Genomic DNA, 15,410 nt, shown 5'->3' with positions numbered 1-15,410 from the left:
GGGGGGGGGGGGGGGGGGGGGGGGCCCCCCCCCCCCCCCCCCCCCCCCCCCCCCCCGCCACCGAGCAGCGCGGCGATAGCTGCCGCCATCAGTGACCATGCGGCGGTAGCGGTCCACCGGCGGTAGGGGTGCGGTGCGGAGGTGATCGCGTCGAGCGCGGCGCGCGCCTGTTCCGGTGGGACCACCTCGCTGCGGATCCGGCGGGTGAGCCGGTCCACGGCGGCGAGCCGAGTGAAGTCCAGCGCGCGATAGTGCACGATCCGCATGGTGCTGGCCGGCGGCAGTTGGGGTCCGCGGTCGGCCCAGATCCGAATGGCGTCGTAGGTGACGTCGATGCTGCAGCGGGCCAAGCCGTAGGTGGCGGCGATGAATCGCACCGTCGTGGTGGTGTCCACCACACCGGTGCCGGAGGCGAGCACCACCTCACCGACCCGGACCGCGAGATCGAGGACCTCGGCGACGCGGGCATCGTCGGTCAGATCGATCGGCTGCAACGGCGCCGGCGCCGTGACGATGGTGTCCGCGGTCGCCTGGCGGTCGGCGACCAGCAGGCCGACGGCTTGGCTGACCACAGGAATCGGGCGGGCACGCCGCAGGCGCAACCCGCGGCGCCAGCCGAGGTGATCTACGCGCCCGGTGGTGATGTCGCCTCCGGCAGAGGCCTCGGTAGCCATGGACGCGAACCTAGTCATCTGGCGTGTCGTTGGCATCTGCGCGCTCCGGGGCGGGCGTGTCTGTCCTGGTAGAGACCTTGGCCGCGGTCCGGTGCCATAATAGAACTTGTTCTAATCAATCTGCGGGGAGCGCATCCCACGGGTGATATTCCGTTGGGTGTGCCGCCCACGGAGGTGGCCCGCGCGAGGAAAGTTCGCGCGGGCCACCGGGCGGGTCCGGGTCAGCGCAGGTCGCGCCGGCGGAACGCGGCGATGCCGATGGCGAGCAGGAGCGTGGCGACTCCGAGCAGCCACAGCACGGGTTCTGCCTGGAACGGTGCGCCGGGCACCTTCGGCGGATGCACGAACGGCACCAGATCCACCATCCACTGCGGCAATCCGTTCAGCGAACCGACGAAGAAGATCACCACCATGGCGCTGAGCACGGCCCAGGCGACCGGCGCGAACCGCGGCAGCACACCGTAGAGGACCACCGCGATGCCGGTGATCACCCAGACCGCGGGCAGCTGCACCGCCGCGGCGCCGATCGACTGCGGCAACCGCGCGGCGAGATCGGCGTCCGCCATGCCGTAGACGACGCCGATCGCGGCACCGGCGATCAGCAGCGCCGCCGCGGGACCCAGCAGCGCGAAACAGATGTGGCTCAGCGCGTAGCGCGTGCGGCCGACCGCGCCGGACAGCGTGGACTCGACCCGGGTGCTGGTCTCCTCGTCGTGCAGCCGCAGCGCCGCCGAGATCGAGTAGGCCGCCGCGGCCGCGGCCAGCATCGTGACGGCGTAGGTGATGAACGACTCCTGCAAGACCTGCGAGCCGCCCATCCGGGTGACGATGTCGCGGACCGCCGCGCTGCCGTCGAGCATATTGCCGACGCTGTTGACCGCGCCGCCGATCAGCAGTCCGTACAGGGCGAAACCGACCGTCCACGCTATGAAGGTGCCGCGCTGCAGTCGCCAGGCCAGCCCGAGTGGACCGGAGAGGCCGCCGCCCGCTGTCGACGGTCCGGGCCGTTCCGCGATCAGCCCCGAGCCGGTGTCCCGGTTGCCGAGCAACAGGTACGCGGCCGCGGTGGCGAGCACCCCGACAGCGCCGAACAGGACCAGCACCCACCAGCGTTCATCGGCGTATGGGCGGATCTGCAGGGACCAACCGATCGGCGAGAACCAGGACAGGACGCCGTTCCCGGCGTCGCCGACGGCTCGCAGGGCGAAGGCGGCCCCGAGCGCGCCGAACGCGATGCCCCGTGCCACGCGTGCGCCGGCGCTCACCTGGGCGGCCACCGCGGCGATCGAACCCCAGACGACGCCCGACGCAGCCAGCGCGGACCCGAAGGCGAGCGAACCCGCACCGGGTAGGTCGGCAGCGTACAGCGACAAGGCGCACGCGACTCCGGCGACCAGCGCACCGGTGTAGGTCATGATCAGCGTGGCGGTAAGACCCGCGAAGCGGCCGATGCTGGTTGCGCCCACCAACTCCGCGCGTCCGGTCTCCTCCTCGACCCTGGTGTGCCGAATGACCGTCAGCACCGTGGCGATGGCGATCATGCTGTACATGGCGCCGGCTTTCCAGGTGCCGATCGAACCGAGTTCCGAGCTGAACACCGGACCGTACATGGCGATCAGTGCGGGGCTGTCGGCGGTGGTTTTCGCGAAACCGTCGAGGTCGGCCTGGGTGGTGTACAAGTCCTTGATGCTGACAATTTGGAACGCCGGCATCAGCCCGATCAACAGCGTCCACAGCGGCAGCACGATGCGGTCGCGCCGTAGGTACAGCCGTAGCAGCCTGCCGGTCCCGGCGAAGTCGCCGCCGCCGAATGCCGGTGCCGTGGCGGCGCGGTCGGCGATGGCGGTGGTCATGCTCGCACCTTCTCCCCTGGCGTCGTGGTGGATTCAGTGGCATCGCCGTCGACGTGGTAGTGGCGCAGGAACAGCTCTTCGAGCGTCGGTGGCGCGCTGGTGAGACTGCGCACGCCGGTGTCGCCCAGCACCCGGATCAGCTGCCCGAGGTGCTCGCCGTCGACTTGGCAGCGCAGTGTGGTGCCGTCGAGTTCGATGTCCTCCACACCCGGTATCCGGGTCAGATCGCCCGGGTCGCCGAGCAATTGGGCGGTGATCGAAGTCCGCGAGAGATGGCGGAGCTCCGACAGCGAGCCGCTTTCCACCGTGCGACCCGACCGGATGATGGTCACCCGGTCGCACAGCGCTTCCACCTCGGACAGAATATGACTCGACAGCAGGACGGTCGTGCCGCGCTCTTGCGCCTCGTGTACGCACTCCCGGAAAACCTGTTCCATCAGTGGGTCCAGCCCCGAGGTCGGCTCATCGAGCAGCAGCAGCCGCACATCGGAGGCCAGCGCGGAGATCAACGCGACCTTCTGGCGGTTGCCCTTGGAGTAGGTGCGCGCTTTCTTGCGCGGATCGAGGTCGAAGCGCTGGATGAGTTCGGCGCGCCGCTTCTCGTTGATCGCGCCGCGCATCCTGGCCAGCAGGTCGATGGTCTCGCCGCCGGACAGTGACGGCCAGAGCGTGACATCGCCTGGAACGTAGGCCAATTCGTGGTGCAACGCGACCGCGTCGGCCCACGGGTCGCGGCCGAAGAGCCGAGCGCGCCCTCCGGTGGCCCGGAGGATCCCGAGCAGCACCCGGATGGTGGTGGACTTGCCTGCGCCGTTGGGGCCGAGAAAGCCGTGGATCTCGCCCTCGGTGACGGTGAGGTTCAGTCCGTCCAGCGCGGTGACATGGCCGAAGGTCTTGCGGAGGTCGCGGACCTCGATTACGTCGGACATCACTTCTCCTTGGTGAATGTGTCCAAGATCGTGGGGTCGGTGAGCAGACCCTGGGTGTAGAACTCCAGAGCCGGTGGGGTGAGCTCTTCGGTGAGTTCGCGAATCGCCGTGCGGAAATCGATCGGCTCGCCGGGGTTCTGGCGGATCTGCATGAACAGCAGGGTCGCGCCGACGTTCAGCATCGTGAGGTATCTGGCGCGCGCCGCGGGGTCGCGGCTCGGTTTGATCACACCCGCCGCGACGCCCTGCTCGAGGTACCCCTCGGCGTCGGCAGCCATGTGGTCGACCAGCGATTCCGCCATGGGTCCCCCGGCCTGGAGGCTGCGCACCATGTAGGCCACCATCGGCGCGTACACCTCGATCTCGGCAAGGGCGTTGAGCATGCCGGAGGAGACCGATGACGCGGTGATCGCCTTGATCTTCTCGTTTCGGATCAGCTGCAGCACCCGCTCGTCGCAAGCGGCCCGCAAGCCGTCCTTGGAACCGAAGTGATGGTTGACCAGTCCGGGGGAGACGCCGGCGGCGGCGGCGATCTTGCGGACTCCGACCTGGAATCCGTATTCGCCGAATACCTCGATCGCGGTATCGCGGATGCGCGCCGTGGTGGTCAGATCTGCGGCGGGTCCTTGCGGAACGGGCTGTTTGCTAAACACATGTTCAGTATATTAAACGCTCGTTCAATCGCTACGCAAGACCCTGGATGGACTTCGCGCGGCAACCTTGTCGGAACCACGCGCGGCTATCGTCGAGTCATGACCACCGGGACCATGACGACGGCGGATCACCTTCGTGCGGCGCTGGACGGACCCTGGGCGGCGGTCCGCGACGAAGCTCGAGTCCTGCTGGCGGGCGCTGAGTTCGCGGCCGACCCCCAACTCGACTACAAGGCGGCGCGGGCGCGGGTGCTCGACCAGATGCGGGCCATCGCCGCGATGGGGTTCGCCGAGCGCGGATTCCGGCGGGAGCACGGGGGAACCGGTGAGCCGGGGGCGGCGGTGGTCGGGCTCGAGATGCTGGCCTACGCGGATCTGTCGCTGTGGGTGAAATCGGGCGTGCAGTGGGGACTGTTCGGCGGCGCGGTGGAGAATCTGGGCACCGAGCGGCACCGGGAATACCTCGAGCAGTTGATCTCGCTGGATCTGCTCGGTTGCTTCGCCATGACCGAATCCGGACACGGCAGCGATGTCGCGAACCTGGAGACCACGGCGACCTACGATCCGCGCACCCAGGAGTTCGTGGTGCACACACCGACGCCGTCGGCGCGTAAGGACTACATCGGCGGCGCAGCTGAACACGCCAGGGTGGCAGCGGTTTTCGCGCAGTTGATCACCCACGGCGAGAATCAGGGCGTGCACTGTCTGCTGGTGCCGATCCGAGACGAGAACGGCGCCGATCTGCCCGGCGTGACAACCAGCGATGACGGACTCAAGGGCGGCCTGCTCGGCGTCGACAACGGGCGCATCGTCTTCGATCACGTACGGGTGCCCCGGGAGAACCTGCTCAACCGCTACGCCGACGTCGCCCCGGACGGCGCCTACAGCTCCGAGATCGACAACCCGAGCCGCCGGTTCTTCACCACGCTCGGCACGCTGGTGCGCGGCCGGGTCAGCGTTGGCGGCGCCGCGTCGGCCGGCGCGCGCGTCGCGCTGAGCATCGCGATGCGCTACGCGCTGAAACGCCGCCAGTTCGCCGACCCCGACACCGGCGTGGAGACGGTGCTGCTGGACTACCGCAGCCATCAGCGCCGGCTGCTGCCGCTGCTCGCGAAGTCGTACGCGCTCGCGTTCGCGCAGAACGACCTGGTGCACCGGATGCACCTGGTGCAGACCGGCCAGGATCTCGAACCGGGCGCGCAGCGCGCGCTGGAGAAGCGAGCCGCGGGCCTGAAGGTCGCGCAGACCGGGCACGCCACCCGGGCCATCCAGGAATGCCGTGAGGCCTGCGGCGGCGCCGGCTATCTCACGGAGAACCGGTTGGTCACGCTGAAAGCCGACACCGACGTGTTCACCACCTTCGAAGGCGACAACGTCGTTCTGACCCAGCTGGTGGCGAAGGAATTGCTCACCGCCTACGCCGACGAGGTGCGCGACCTGGACGCCCTGGGCTGGGTGCGTTTCGCCGCGACCATGGCCGGTGACGTGGTGCGCAAGAGATCGGGTGTGCGCCAGCTGATCCAGACCCTCCGGGACCGGGGCGACGAGTCCGTCGACGATGGCGACCTGTCGCGCCGGGCGGTGCAGCTGCAACTGTTCGCCGACCGCGAGGATTACCTGGTTCGTACCGCGGCGTACCGGCTGCGGGCCCGGGCTCGGGACACCCGCCCGTTCGAGGCGTTCAACAACGCCCAGGACCACATCCTGGCCGCGGGCGCGGCGCACATCGACCGCCTGGTGCTCGAGGCTTTCATCGAGGGCATCGCTGGTATCGACGATCCGGCCGCCCGTGAAATCGCCGGGTCGATGTGCGACCTCTACGTCTACTGCACCATCGAGGAAAACCAAGCGTGGTTCATCATGCACCGATTCATGTCGGTGGATCGGGCCAAAGCGGTGCGCCGCGGTGTGAACGAACTGGTCGATCGGCTGCGGCCACACGCATCGACCCTGGTCGAGGCCATGGGCGTGCCCGAATCAATGCTGCGCGCGGCCATGCTCGACGACGCGAGCGTGTCTGACCGGACCTAGCGGTCTCGGCGCGACGTTGTCCGTCCGTTGCTCGCATCGGTCGTGTGATGGCTGAGGGGGCCGCATGACGGGCACAGTGAAACGGCGCGGCCGGTTGGCCCAGGAGGTGCTGTCCCGGACCGGTCTGCCGATGGCGGGCACTGCCGAACGATAGCCGAGTCAGGGGCATGCGCCCGCGGCCGAACGCGAAGCCGCCCGGTGCGCCTTTCGGCCGCTCAGCCGGGTCCGTAGGTCAGGATTGCGGTGACGACGAACCACACGACCCAGGCGAACCCGACGATCATGCCGATCGCCAGCACAGTACGCATCACCGCGCGGCCGAAATCGAGATCGCCCCGCTCCCGCGGATACAGCTTCCATGGGCTGTACCAGGGCGCCTGGATGGCGAAGGCGGAGGCCCGGGCGTCTCGCTCCAGCTGCGCGAGCTCCTCGGCGTACGCCTCGGCCTGCGCCTGATGCGGACCACCGTGCCACAGCGTGATGTCGATCGGACCGAGGAAACCTTCGGTGAGCAGGTCTTGCGGAGCGGGCAGATAGGGCAGGATGCCGAGACTGCGGAAGGCGACGGCGACGTCGTTGGCGGTCCAGAGGAATTTCTCCTCGGTGGCGAGCGCGTCGAAATAGTGCCGCAGCCGGGTCGGGGAGTCGCCGATGATCACGTCGAAACTCGGATCGGCCCACGCCTGCTCGAGCCGCAGCGCGGCGCCGGGCAGTGGAACCACCAGCGCGACGCCATGCACGACCCGCTGCCCGAGACCACGGGCGGCCAACCACTCCTGGAGTGCGAAGGTGTGCTCCCGGGACTTCTCCAGCGGTGTGCGGCGATCGCGGCTGTCCATCGCCGCCGGCTCGCCGTTGATCGTCCAGCCGCCGTTGAGCGGCACCTCCAGCACACCGTCCTGCCGGGCCGCGAGCCCGTCGGTCTCGATCACCACGCAGCTGGTGGGCGTCCAGATCACAGCATCGAACTGGTGTAGCCGGTCCTTGTGGAACAAGCTGCAGTTGATCGTCGCGACACCGTGCGGACTGTCCGGGTCCTTCCAGGTGCGCAGCCAATCGATCAGCGCGCGCTCGGCATTGGTGCCTGCAGCGTTCTGCACTCGCACGAGCATTGGCGACCGCCCTTCACGTCGACACGACAAGGGACAGAATACGAGGTGCCGCGCCGAGTTCGCCGCGCCCGCGCCAACACTCGGCGTGTTGAGCCCGGCTGCGCGCCCCCCGCGCCGGCCGTTACTGCGCTTGTTCGGCGGCGATGCGGCCGGCTCTGACCGCGTCGACCAGTTCGGCGTGATCCGCCTCGGTCCGATCGGCGTACCGCACCGCGAAAGCGGCCACCGCGTCGTCGAATCGCTCGTCGCCGTCCAGATATCCCGACAGCAGACGCGGATCCAGCGAGCGCGAATGAGCCCTGGCCAGCAGCGCGCCCGCCAGCCTTCCGTAGTCGTCGAGGTCGCTCGCGGGCAGCGCGGCGGGGTCGATGCCGCCTTTCAAATTGCGGAATTGCCGGACGATGAACGGCAGCTCGACGCCGTCGCCGGTCGGGGCGAGCGTGGTCCAGCCCAGCAGGATGTCGGATTCGGATTGAACCAGCCTGGCGCCGTGCACAATTCGCTCGCCCTCGTGCCGCACCGTGTGGGCGGGCAGAAATGGTGCCAGCGCCGAAGGATTGGCCTGCTTCACTTGCAGCACCAGTGCCTCGCCGTCGTTGCCGTGCAACAGCGCGAGGTAGGTGTGCAAGCCGACACTGCCGGTGCCGACTATCCGGAACGCGATGTCGGACACCGCGAATCGGGCGAGCAGATTGCGCCGGGACTCGTGCAGACTTTCCGCGTAGCGCTCCAGACCATCGGTCACCGCCGCGGCGACATCCGCACTCACCGCGGTGAGAATCGGTGGGTCGCTGATGAATCGGTGCTTGCGAATGCCGGTCTGGTGGTCCTCGAGATGCTCGGTCCACTTGGCCACCACCTTGGCGCTGGTGTTCTTGCGCGCCTTCTTCGCCGCCTTCTTGAAGTCGTCGAGCAGGGCGTCGGCCTTGGCGCCGGCGATCACCGATTCGTCCGGAAGCGCGCTCCAGGACGCCATGAACGGCGCCGCGGCCAGCGCGTCGATGGCGAGGCGGTAGGAGCGGGCGGCATCACGTGCCGCGGCGCGGCAGTCGTCGGCGTCGGCGCCGGATTCGCGTCCCGCCAGGACGAGGCTGGCCGCGAGACGCTCCAGGTCCCATTCCCACGGGCCGACGACGGTCTCATCGAAATCATTGATGTCCATGATGATTTCGCCACGCGCCGTGCCGTAGAGGCCGAAGTTCGCGGCATGCGCGTCGCCGCACAACTGGGCGGTCAGCCCGCTGTCGGGGCCGCCCGCCAGATCGGCCGCCATCAAACCCGCCGCGCCGCGGTAGAAGGTGAACGGTGAGGCGATCATCCGCCCGATCCGCAGCGGGACCAGATGCGGCAGGCGTCCCGCGTTGCTCGCTTCGATGAAGGCGAGGACGTCCGGACGGCGCGCACTGGTCGCCTCCCGGTCCCTCGCGCTGACCGGAACTCGTTGCCGGAGCGCGCGCCCCTTGGCGCGGACATCCTCCGCCGGTACGAAGGAGCGCAGGTCGATACCGATACCACTATCTGACACAACGGATCACGCTAGCCGGTGCGCAGCTGCCGCCGATGTGATGTCGGCTGCACCGCGCGGGGACCGGCGACTGCCGGTCGACCGGCAGTCGCAGCGCGCCGGACCGCCGTGGGACGCACGAGCGGCACCGGTGCGATGGCCGGTAGGCCGCGCCCGGGCCCCGGCCGTCGCGTTCGCCGCCGTCGGCCAGAAGGCCATCCCGGTCCGGCGTGCGTGGTCGAGGACGGGGGCGCGCCGACATCGGCGGTCACTATGGAGCCCTCGAGCATCTGCAAGCGGGATGCCGGCAGCCCCGGTTGGGATGGGTCGGCGAGGAGGTCCGCGGATCGTCGCCGGTGACGCATCCGCCGAGGTCGTGGGCAGTGGACGGACTGTCGAACATGTCGATGATCGGGGTGGGGCCTCGCCGGCCTGCGCGCCGAACCGGCGGCGGATCTCCGGCGTGATCCCGGTCCGGCTCGGGTCGCCGGTGCGCTGCCGGGGCGGCCCGCGGCTGCGGAGCGAGGTCCGTGAAGTGTCCAGCGATTGCCTGATCAGGGGATCCGACGTCGCAGTGCACCGGACAATACAGTGAGACGCTTTTCAAGTCATTCTGTCACGACGACGTTGTGGCGGAAACCATCGCGGTAGGCCGGCGCGGCCGGACGGATATCCGAGAAATCCGCGCGTGAAGATGGCGGGGGCGGGGGTCGGTGGGGTATGCACGGGGTCGTGACAACCGAATCGGGCACAGCGGAACCGGAGGAACGCGCCGCCGCCGGCGGCGGGGTGCTGCGCGGCGTCTTCGCCGACCGCATTCTGACCGTGCCGAACGTGCTGAGCCTGCTGCGCCTGCTCGGCGTTCCACTGTTTCTGTGGTTGCTGCTGATCGAGCGAGCCGATGGCTGGGCGTTCGCGCTGCTGGTCGCCAGTGGCGTCACCGACTTCCTGGATGGCAAGCTCGCGCGGCTGCTCGACCAGTCCTCCCGCTTGGGTGCGCTGCTGGATCCGTTCGTCGACCGGCTGTTTCTGGTGACCACGCTGGCGGCCTTCGTGATCCGGGGCCTGATTCCGTGGTGGGTGGCGGCACTGCTGGTCGGGCGCGACCTCGTGCTCACTGTGACGCTGTCGGTGTACCGGCGCCGCAACCTTCCTCCGCCCGAAGTGATCTACCTGGGCAAGGCGGCCACCTTCGCATTGATGTCCGCGCTGCCCTGGCTGCTGGCCGGGCAGATGGACTGGGCGGCCGCCGGTTTCGGGCGGGCCTTCGGCGGGGCATTACTGGTCTGGGGTACCGCGGTCTACCTGTGGACCGGCGTGCTCTATACCGGCAAAGCCATCGCCGTGGCAAGAGCGATACCGGCGGTGGAGCATCGGGCGGCCTAGCCGATAGAGTTTGCGTGCAACGTTCAAACGAAAGGACGGGCTGTGACCCAGACCCCCGAGGATCTGCGCTACACCGAGCAGCACGAATGGGTACGCCGGATCGCCCCGACCCGGGTTCGGGTGGGCATCACCGACTACGCCCAGTCTCAACTAGGTGACGTTGTGTTCGTGCAGCTGCCCGAGACCGAGTCGAACGCGGCCGCCGGGGACAGTATCGCGGAGGTCGAGTCGACCAAGAGCGTGTCCGACATCTACGCGCCGCTGAGTGCGAAAGTCGTTGCGGTGAACGATGAATTGACCTCGGCGCCGGAGATGTTGAACACCGATCCCTACGGTGCGGGGTGGTTGTTCGAGTTGGAGGTGAGCGATGCCGCGAGCCTCGACGTGACGGTCGGTGAACTGCTGGATGCCGCAGGTTATCAAGGAGTTATCGGGGGCTGACGCAGCCTTCCCAGTTCTCCCTGCACGGGTGTGGCCCGGCAGGGTACGGTCAAAGCCAACAGATGCACCCGGCGGCTGCGCCGGGGATCTAGGGACTCGACGGCAGGTCGTGGTGCCAGAGGTATCACCTGCTGGCATGGATAATCAGGTTCGAGGAGGAGAGAAACGGTGAGCGAGAACAAAGACCCGGGTTACGGGGAGACCGCGGCCGAGACGACGTCGGTCTTCCGCGCGGATTTCCTGAACGAGGTCGACGCGTCGCGCGCCGGAGAGTTGACCGGCGAGCAGCCGGTCCAAGGGGTCGAGGGTCTGCCGGTCGGCGCGGCCCTCTTGGTCGTCAAACGCGGTCCGAACGCGGGCTCGCGGTTCCTGCTGGATCAGCCGACCACGTCGGCGGGCCGTCATCCGGACAGTGACATCTTTCTCGATGACGTCACCGTCAGCCGTCGGCACGCCGAGTTCCGTCAGGACGACGAGTCGTTCCAGGTCGTCGATGTGGGCAGCCTGAACGGAACGTACGTGAACCGGGAGCCGGTGGACTCTTCGGAATTGCAGAACGGCGACGAGGTGCAGATCGGCAAGTTCCGGCTGGTATTCCTCACCGGACCCCGCGCCCAGGTGACCGACTCGTCGGCGGGTGCGGGGAGTCTATGACAGAGCCGACGCTGGGTCTCACACCTCAGGAAAGGCTCGGGGTCATGAAGGACCTGGCGCGGTGACAGGTGCGGCGCAGTGGGCGCGCGGAGGGATGTCGATCGGCTCCGTGCTCGACCTGCTGCGCCCCGACTTTCCCGACGTCACCATCTCCAAGATCCGCTTCCTGGAAGCGGAGGGACTGATCCGGCCCGAACGGACACCGTCGGGCTACCGCAGATTCTCCGGCGCGGATGTCGAGCGGCTCCGGTTCGTGCTGACCGCGCAACGCGACCAGTATCTGCCGTTGAAGGTGATCAAGGAACAGCTCGAGGCAATCGATCGAGGTGCGGCGACGCTCGGCGTGCGGGAAGCCCTCGCACGAGCGCACTCCGTGCGGACCGGGGAGACGGAGCCGGGCAGCGTCGCGCCGGACGGTGAACCCGCCACGCCGGGTTCCGAACGCGGCGCGGGCCAGGCCACGGCACCCCGGCGGCTGGGTGTCGTGCCGGATGAGATCTCCCCGGACGATCTGCGTTTCGATCACGAAATCCGGCTCACCCGGAAGGATCTGCTCGACCGGGCCGGGATCGACGACAATTTTCTGAGTGACCTCATCCGGGCCAACCTGATCGGGCCGGGACCGGGGGGATACTTCGATGGCGACGCGGTCACGCTGGCCAAGACGGCACGGGCGATGGCCGAATTCGGTTTGGAAGCGCGCCATTTGCGGGCGTTCAAGCTGGCGGCCGATCGGGAGGCCGCGCTCGTGGCGCAGATCGCCGCCCCGATCGCGAAGAGCCGCGACGCGGGTGCGCGCGCCCGTGCGGAGGAGACGGTGCGCGAGCTCGCCGCGCTGTCGCTGACCTTGCATACCTGTCTGGTCAAGTCCTCGGTCCGGAATTCGCTGGGGGGCTGATCTCTCGGCGGACCGGGTTCGCGGGCGTCATCGACCCAACACGCTGATTTCGGCGGTGTAGACGGATCGCTGGACCGGTGCGGGTTCGCCTAGACTCGTGGTACGGCGAGCTCTGCGGCGGTCGTGCCGGGCCGGCGGCGAGTATGGGAGGCAGTGCGATGAGCGAAATGCGCGTGATCGGCATCCGTGTCGAGCAGCCACAGAACCAGCCCGTGCTGTTGCTCCGCGAGGTGGCGGGCGAGCGGTACCTGCCGATCTGGATCGGGCAGGCCGAAGCGACCGCGATCGTGCTCGAGCAAGAGGGGGTGACCCCGATTCGCCCGCTGACGCACGACCTGATCAAGGTCCTGATCACCGAGCTGGGGCATACCCTCAAGGAGGTCAGGATCGTGGATCTGCAGGAGGGAACCTTCTACGCGGACCTCGTGTTCGAGAACGATCTGCGGATCTCGGCACGACCGTCCGATTCGGTTGCCATCGCCTTGCGGGTGGGTTGCCCGATCTACGCCGAAGAGTCCGTCCTGGAGGAAGCCGGGCTGGTCATGCCGGACGAGCGCGAGGATGAGGTGGAGAAGTTCAAGGAGTTCCTCGAATCGGTGTCTCCGGACGACTTCAAGGCAACCGACAGCTGAAGTAGAGGTCGAGGGTTTTACCGCGCGTCGCGTTTGGCTCGACGACATCGCTCCCTGGACAATCGTGGAGAGTAATCTCGACAGTTGGGCCACGACCGTTTCGGCCGAATCCGCACCGATTCGGTCGGCTACGGAGCCGGGGTCATCGATGAGGCTGGGAATGCGTCGGCGAAGCAAGGGAGTGGTCGTCAGTGGCAGAGCAATCGCAGGATGTGGTACAGCCAGGCCTGTTCCCGGACGACTCGGTACCTGACGACCTGGTCGGCTATCGTGTCCCCAGCGCGTGTCAGGTGGCCGGGATCACCTATCGGCAGCTCGACTATTGGGCGCGCACCGGTCTGGTGGTGCCATCGATCCGTAGCGCGGCGGGCTCGGGGAGTCAGCGGCTGTACTCGTTCAAGGACATTCTGGTCCTCAAGATCGTCAAGCGGCTGCTCGACGCGGGCATCTCGCTGCAGAACATCCGCATCGCGGTCGACCATCTACGCAGCCGCGGCGTGCAGGACCTGGCAGGGATCACGCTCTTCTCCGACGGCACCTCGGTCTACGAGTGCACCTCGGCCGAGGAGGTCGTCGATTTACTGCAGGGTGGACAGGGTGTCTTCGGCATCGCCGTCAGCGGCGCCATGCGGGAACTGACCGGAGCCATCGCGAATTTCCCCGCGGAACGTGCGTCGGCGGTCACCGAACGCCCCGAGGACGAATTGTCGTTCCGCCGCAAGGCGCGGATGAACCGCAAGACGGGCTAGGCCTCGCGCCCAACGCGGAACAGGACGATCGACAGCGCTCCCGCGGCCGGGTCAGGCGTCAGCCTCCCGGCCGTGGTGCGTGGCAAGCGCGCTCGCGGAGGATGAAAGGCTGCGGCGGCAGTAAGAAGGGGGCGCCGTGCAGGCAGCCGATGACATCGCGGGGATCGTCGGGCCGATCGACCCGATCAGCGACTTCCCGACTGTCGACGAGCTGAACGAGTTCATCGACGCGCTCGCCGGCGAGCATCCGGGCCGGGTCTCGATCACTCAACTCGGGCGATCGCGTGGCGGTGATCCGATTCGCGAGGTGCAGGTCGGATCGGGGCCGCGGCACATTCTGGTCTTCGGCAACCCACACCCGAACGAGCCCATCGGCATGGCCACGATCCGCCATCTGCTCGGCAGGATGGTCGCCGACGACGCCGCGACCGTCGGTGCCACCTGGCATTTCGTGCCGTGCGTCGACCCGGACGGAACCCGGCTGAACGAAGGGTGGTTCCCGGGCCCGCATACCAGGTCGGGCGTGGCGCGCGGCTTCTACCGTCCACCGGCGGCCGAGCAGCCGGAATGGTGCTTTCCGACGTTGTGGCGCGGCCGGTCCGTCGGTGTCCCACTGCCAGAGACCAAGGCGATGATGGCGCTGATCGACCGCACCCGGCCCGCGCTGATCGCGTCGTTGCACAACGCCGAGTTCGGTGGCGGATTCTTCTACACCTGCGGCGGCGATCCCGCGTACTGGTCGGCGCTGACCGATCGGCTCTCGGCCGCGGACGTGCCGATCCACCGCGGCGCACCGGACGCACCGGGCGCGCACACACTGGCCCCCGGGGTCTTCGAACTGCCGCAGTTCGTATCGATGGCCGATCTGCTCACGTCGCAGGGCCTCGATGCGGTCGCCGCGCTGGGCGGGGGCGGTTGCCGGGACTACACGGCGCGCTACGGTACGGCGATTCTGGTCTGCGAGTTGCCGCTGTGGGTCGACGCGCGGATCGGGGACGGATCGGCGGGCGACCGGGTGCTCGGTGACCTGCTCGACGCCACCGCGGCCGACTACCATGCCATGGCCGAGGTCGCCGCCGCGGTCCTCGCGCGGGTATCCGATCGGCTGAGCGGCCGCAGCCCGTTCGAGCGGTCGGTGCGCGCGCTGGTCGCCGGACTGCCCGGTCTCGCGGTGAGCAGGCAGTCGGTGCCACAACGGCAGCGGATCGCGACCCGGGGCGAGATCTTCGTCGAGCAGTACGACTGGACCGCGATGCTGCGCCTGCGGTTGGGCGGGATGCTGCTGCGGCTGCTCGAAGAGGAATGCCGCCACGACGCCGCGACCGCGCTGTCCGCCGAACGCGATCGGTTCGCCGCGGTATTCGACCAGTGGTGCGCCGACGTCGAGCAGAACGCGCCGGGCGTCGCGGTGCCGCTGGAGCGCCTGGTGCGGATCCAGGCGGAGTCGATCCTGCTCGCGGCGACGAGGTTGCGCGACGGCCTGCCGATCTGACGGTTCGGCAGCAAAGAATTCGAACGTACCCATCTAGTGGGTGCGGGGACCGCGACAGCCGATTTCGCAAGAACATGGGTAACTCACCGGGTACGCCCAAAGCCCGAGCGGCACCCGACGCAGGACCTGAGCGCAACCCCGCGTCACCCAACTGGCATGGCCTGAACACCCGGAGAGGCGGGGGAGCATAAACTGACGGTGCGTCGCCGCCGTGCGGGAGAGCCTCGGTCTCGAAAGGAGTCCGGGCGCCGAAGGAGCAGCACCTCCCCGTCAATCTCTCAGGCAACAGGGACCGTGCGGGCTTCGGCGCCTCTGGAAAGTGGCGGCTTCGAGCCGCCCGCCCATGGGGAAAGGGTCTCGGCCACCGGCCGCGGCACCCGAATCTCTCAGGCGCCGCGACAG

14 protein-coding genes and 1 riboswitch are annotated in these 15,410 nt (G+C 68.4%); of the genes, 8 read left to right on the top strand and 6 right to left on the bottom strand.

All coding sequences use genetic code 11. From position 1 onward, the window contains the following. The 4 genes from ACT86A_RS26825 to ACT86A_RS26810 form a co-directional block, all read right to left on the bottom strand. A partial coding sequence (locus ACT86A_RS26825) for a threonine/serine exporter family protein (protein WP_445095006.1) occupies window positions 1-692 on the bottom strand: 692 nt, incomplete at its 3' end. 203 nt (window positions 693-895) lie between these two features. Beyond that, window positions 896-2,527 carry an ABC transporter permease gene (locus ACT86A_RS26820; RefSeq protein WP_445095005.1) on the bottom strand — a complete coding sequence of 544 codons (1,632 nt, stop codon included), beginning with the start codon at window positions 2,525-2,527 and terminating at the stop codon, window positions 896-898. After that, window positions 2,524-3,456: an ABC transporter ATP-binding protein gene (locus ACT86A_RS26815; protein WP_445095004.1), complete on the bottom strand. Its 933-nt coding sequence runs from the start codon at window positions 3,454-3,456 to the stop codon at window positions 2,524-2,526. The genes ACT86A_RS26820 and ACT86A_RS26815 overlap by 4 nt, the downstream gene beginning before the upstream one ends. After that, complete coding sequence (locus ACT86A_RS26810) at window positions 3,456-4,109, bottom strand: TetR/AcrR family transcriptional regulator (RefSeq protein WP_445095003.1); 654 nt, start codon at window positions 4,107-4,109, stop codon at window positions 3,456-3,458. The genes ACT86A_RS26815 and ACT86A_RS26810 overlap by 1 nt, the downstream gene beginning before the upstream one ends. 99 nt (window positions 4,110-4,208) lie before the next feature. Here ACT86A_RS26810 and ACT86A_RS26805 point away from each other — a divergent pair, with 99 nt between their 5' ends. Further along, window positions 4,209-6,140: an acyl-CoA dehydrogenase family protein gene (locus ACT86A_RS26805; RefSeq protein WP_445095002.1), complete on the top strand. Its 1,932-nt coding sequence runs from the start codon at window positions 4,209-4,211 to the stop codon at window positions 6,138-6,140. A gap of 215 nt (window positions 6,141-6,355) precedes the next feature. Here ACT86A_RS26805 and ACT86A_RS26800 read toward each other — a convergent pair whose 3' ends face one another. Then, window positions 6,356-7,240 carry a nuclease-related domain-containing protein gene (locus tag ACT86A_RS26800; RefSeq protein WP_445095001.1) on the bottom strand — a complete coding sequence of 295 codons (885 nt, stop codon included), beginning with the start codon at window positions 7,238-7,240 and terminating at the stop codon, window positions 6,356-6,358. A 133-nt stretch (window positions 7,241-7,373) separates the two neighbouring features. Continuing rightward, window positions 7,374-8,777: a DUF2252 domain-containing protein gene (locus ACT86A_RS26795; protein ID WP_445095000.1), complete on the bottom strand. Its 1,404-nt coding sequence runs from the start codon at window positions 8,775-8,777 to the stop codon at window positions 7,374-7,376. Window positions 8,778-9,545: 768 nt separating this feature from the next. Between ACT86A_RS26795 and ACT86A_RS26790 the strand changes: the two genes are divergently transcribed. The 7 genes from ACT86A_RS26790 to ACT86A_RS26760 all read left to right on the top strand — a co-directional run bounded on the left by ACT86A_RS26790 (window position 9,546) and on the right by ACT86A_RS26760 (window position 15,008). Then, window positions 9,546-10,142, top strand: a complete 597-nt coding sequence (locus ACT86A_RS26790) for a CDP-alcohol phosphatidyltransferase family protein (protein WP_445095009.1) — start codon at window positions 9,546-9,548, stop codon at window positions 10,140-10,142. 42 nt (window positions 10,143-10,184) lie between these two features. After that, a complete protein-coding gene (gene gcvH / locus ACT86A_RS26785; RefSeq protein ID WP_445094999.1) occupies window positions 10,185-10,583 on the top strand; it encodes a glycine cleavage system protein GcvH in 399 nt (132 codons plus the stop codon). 168 nt (window positions 10,584-10,751) lie between these two features. After that, a complete protein-coding gene (odhI, locus tag ACT86A_RS26780; protein WP_445094998.1) occupies window positions 10,752-11,237 on the top strand; it encodes an oxoglutarate dehydrogenase inhibitor Odhl in 486 nt (161 codons plus the stop codon). Between the two features lie 94 nt (window positions 11,238-11,331). Continuing rightward, window positions 11,332-12,135, top strand: coding sequence for a transcriptional regulator FtsR (gene ftsR / locus ACT86A_RS26775; RefSeq protein WP_445094997.1), 804 nt, complete (start codon window positions 11,332-11,334; stop codon window positions 12,133-12,135). A gap of 158 nt (window positions 12,136-12,293) precedes the next feature. Beyond that, window positions 12,294-12,767 carry a bifunctional nuclease family protein gene (locus tag ACT86A_RS26770; RefSeq protein WP_445094996.1) on the top strand — a complete coding sequence of 158 codons (474 nt, stop codon included), beginning with the start codon at window positions 12,294-12,296 and terminating at the stop codon, window positions 12,765-12,767. A gap of 191 nt (window positions 12,768-12,958) precedes the next feature. Further along, the gene (locus ACT86A_RS26765) at window positions 12,959-13,516 is read left to right on the top strand and encodes a MerR family transcriptional regulator (protein ID WP_330231358.1); all 558 of its coding nucleotides are present in this window, start codon (window positions 12,959-12,961) and stop codon (window positions 13,514-13,516) included. A 136-nt stretch (window positions 13,517-13,652) separates the two neighbouring features. Next, window positions 13,653-15,008, top strand: coding sequence for a M14 family zinc carboxypeptidase (locus ACT86A_RS26760; protein WP_445094995.1), 1,356 nt, complete (start codon window positions 13,653-13,655; stop codon window positions 15,006-15,008). A 204-nt stretch (window positions 15,009-15,212) separates the two neighbouring features. Then, window positions 15,213-15,313: riboswitch (glycine riboswitch) on the top strand. Window positions 15,314-15,410: the final 97 nt, after the last annotated feature.

It is taken from the genome of Nocardia glycosmidis, assembly GCF_052545115.1.
The sequence above is the reverse complement of the archived record's forward strand: the minus strand, read 5'-3'. Positions and strand labels throughout refer to the sequence as shown.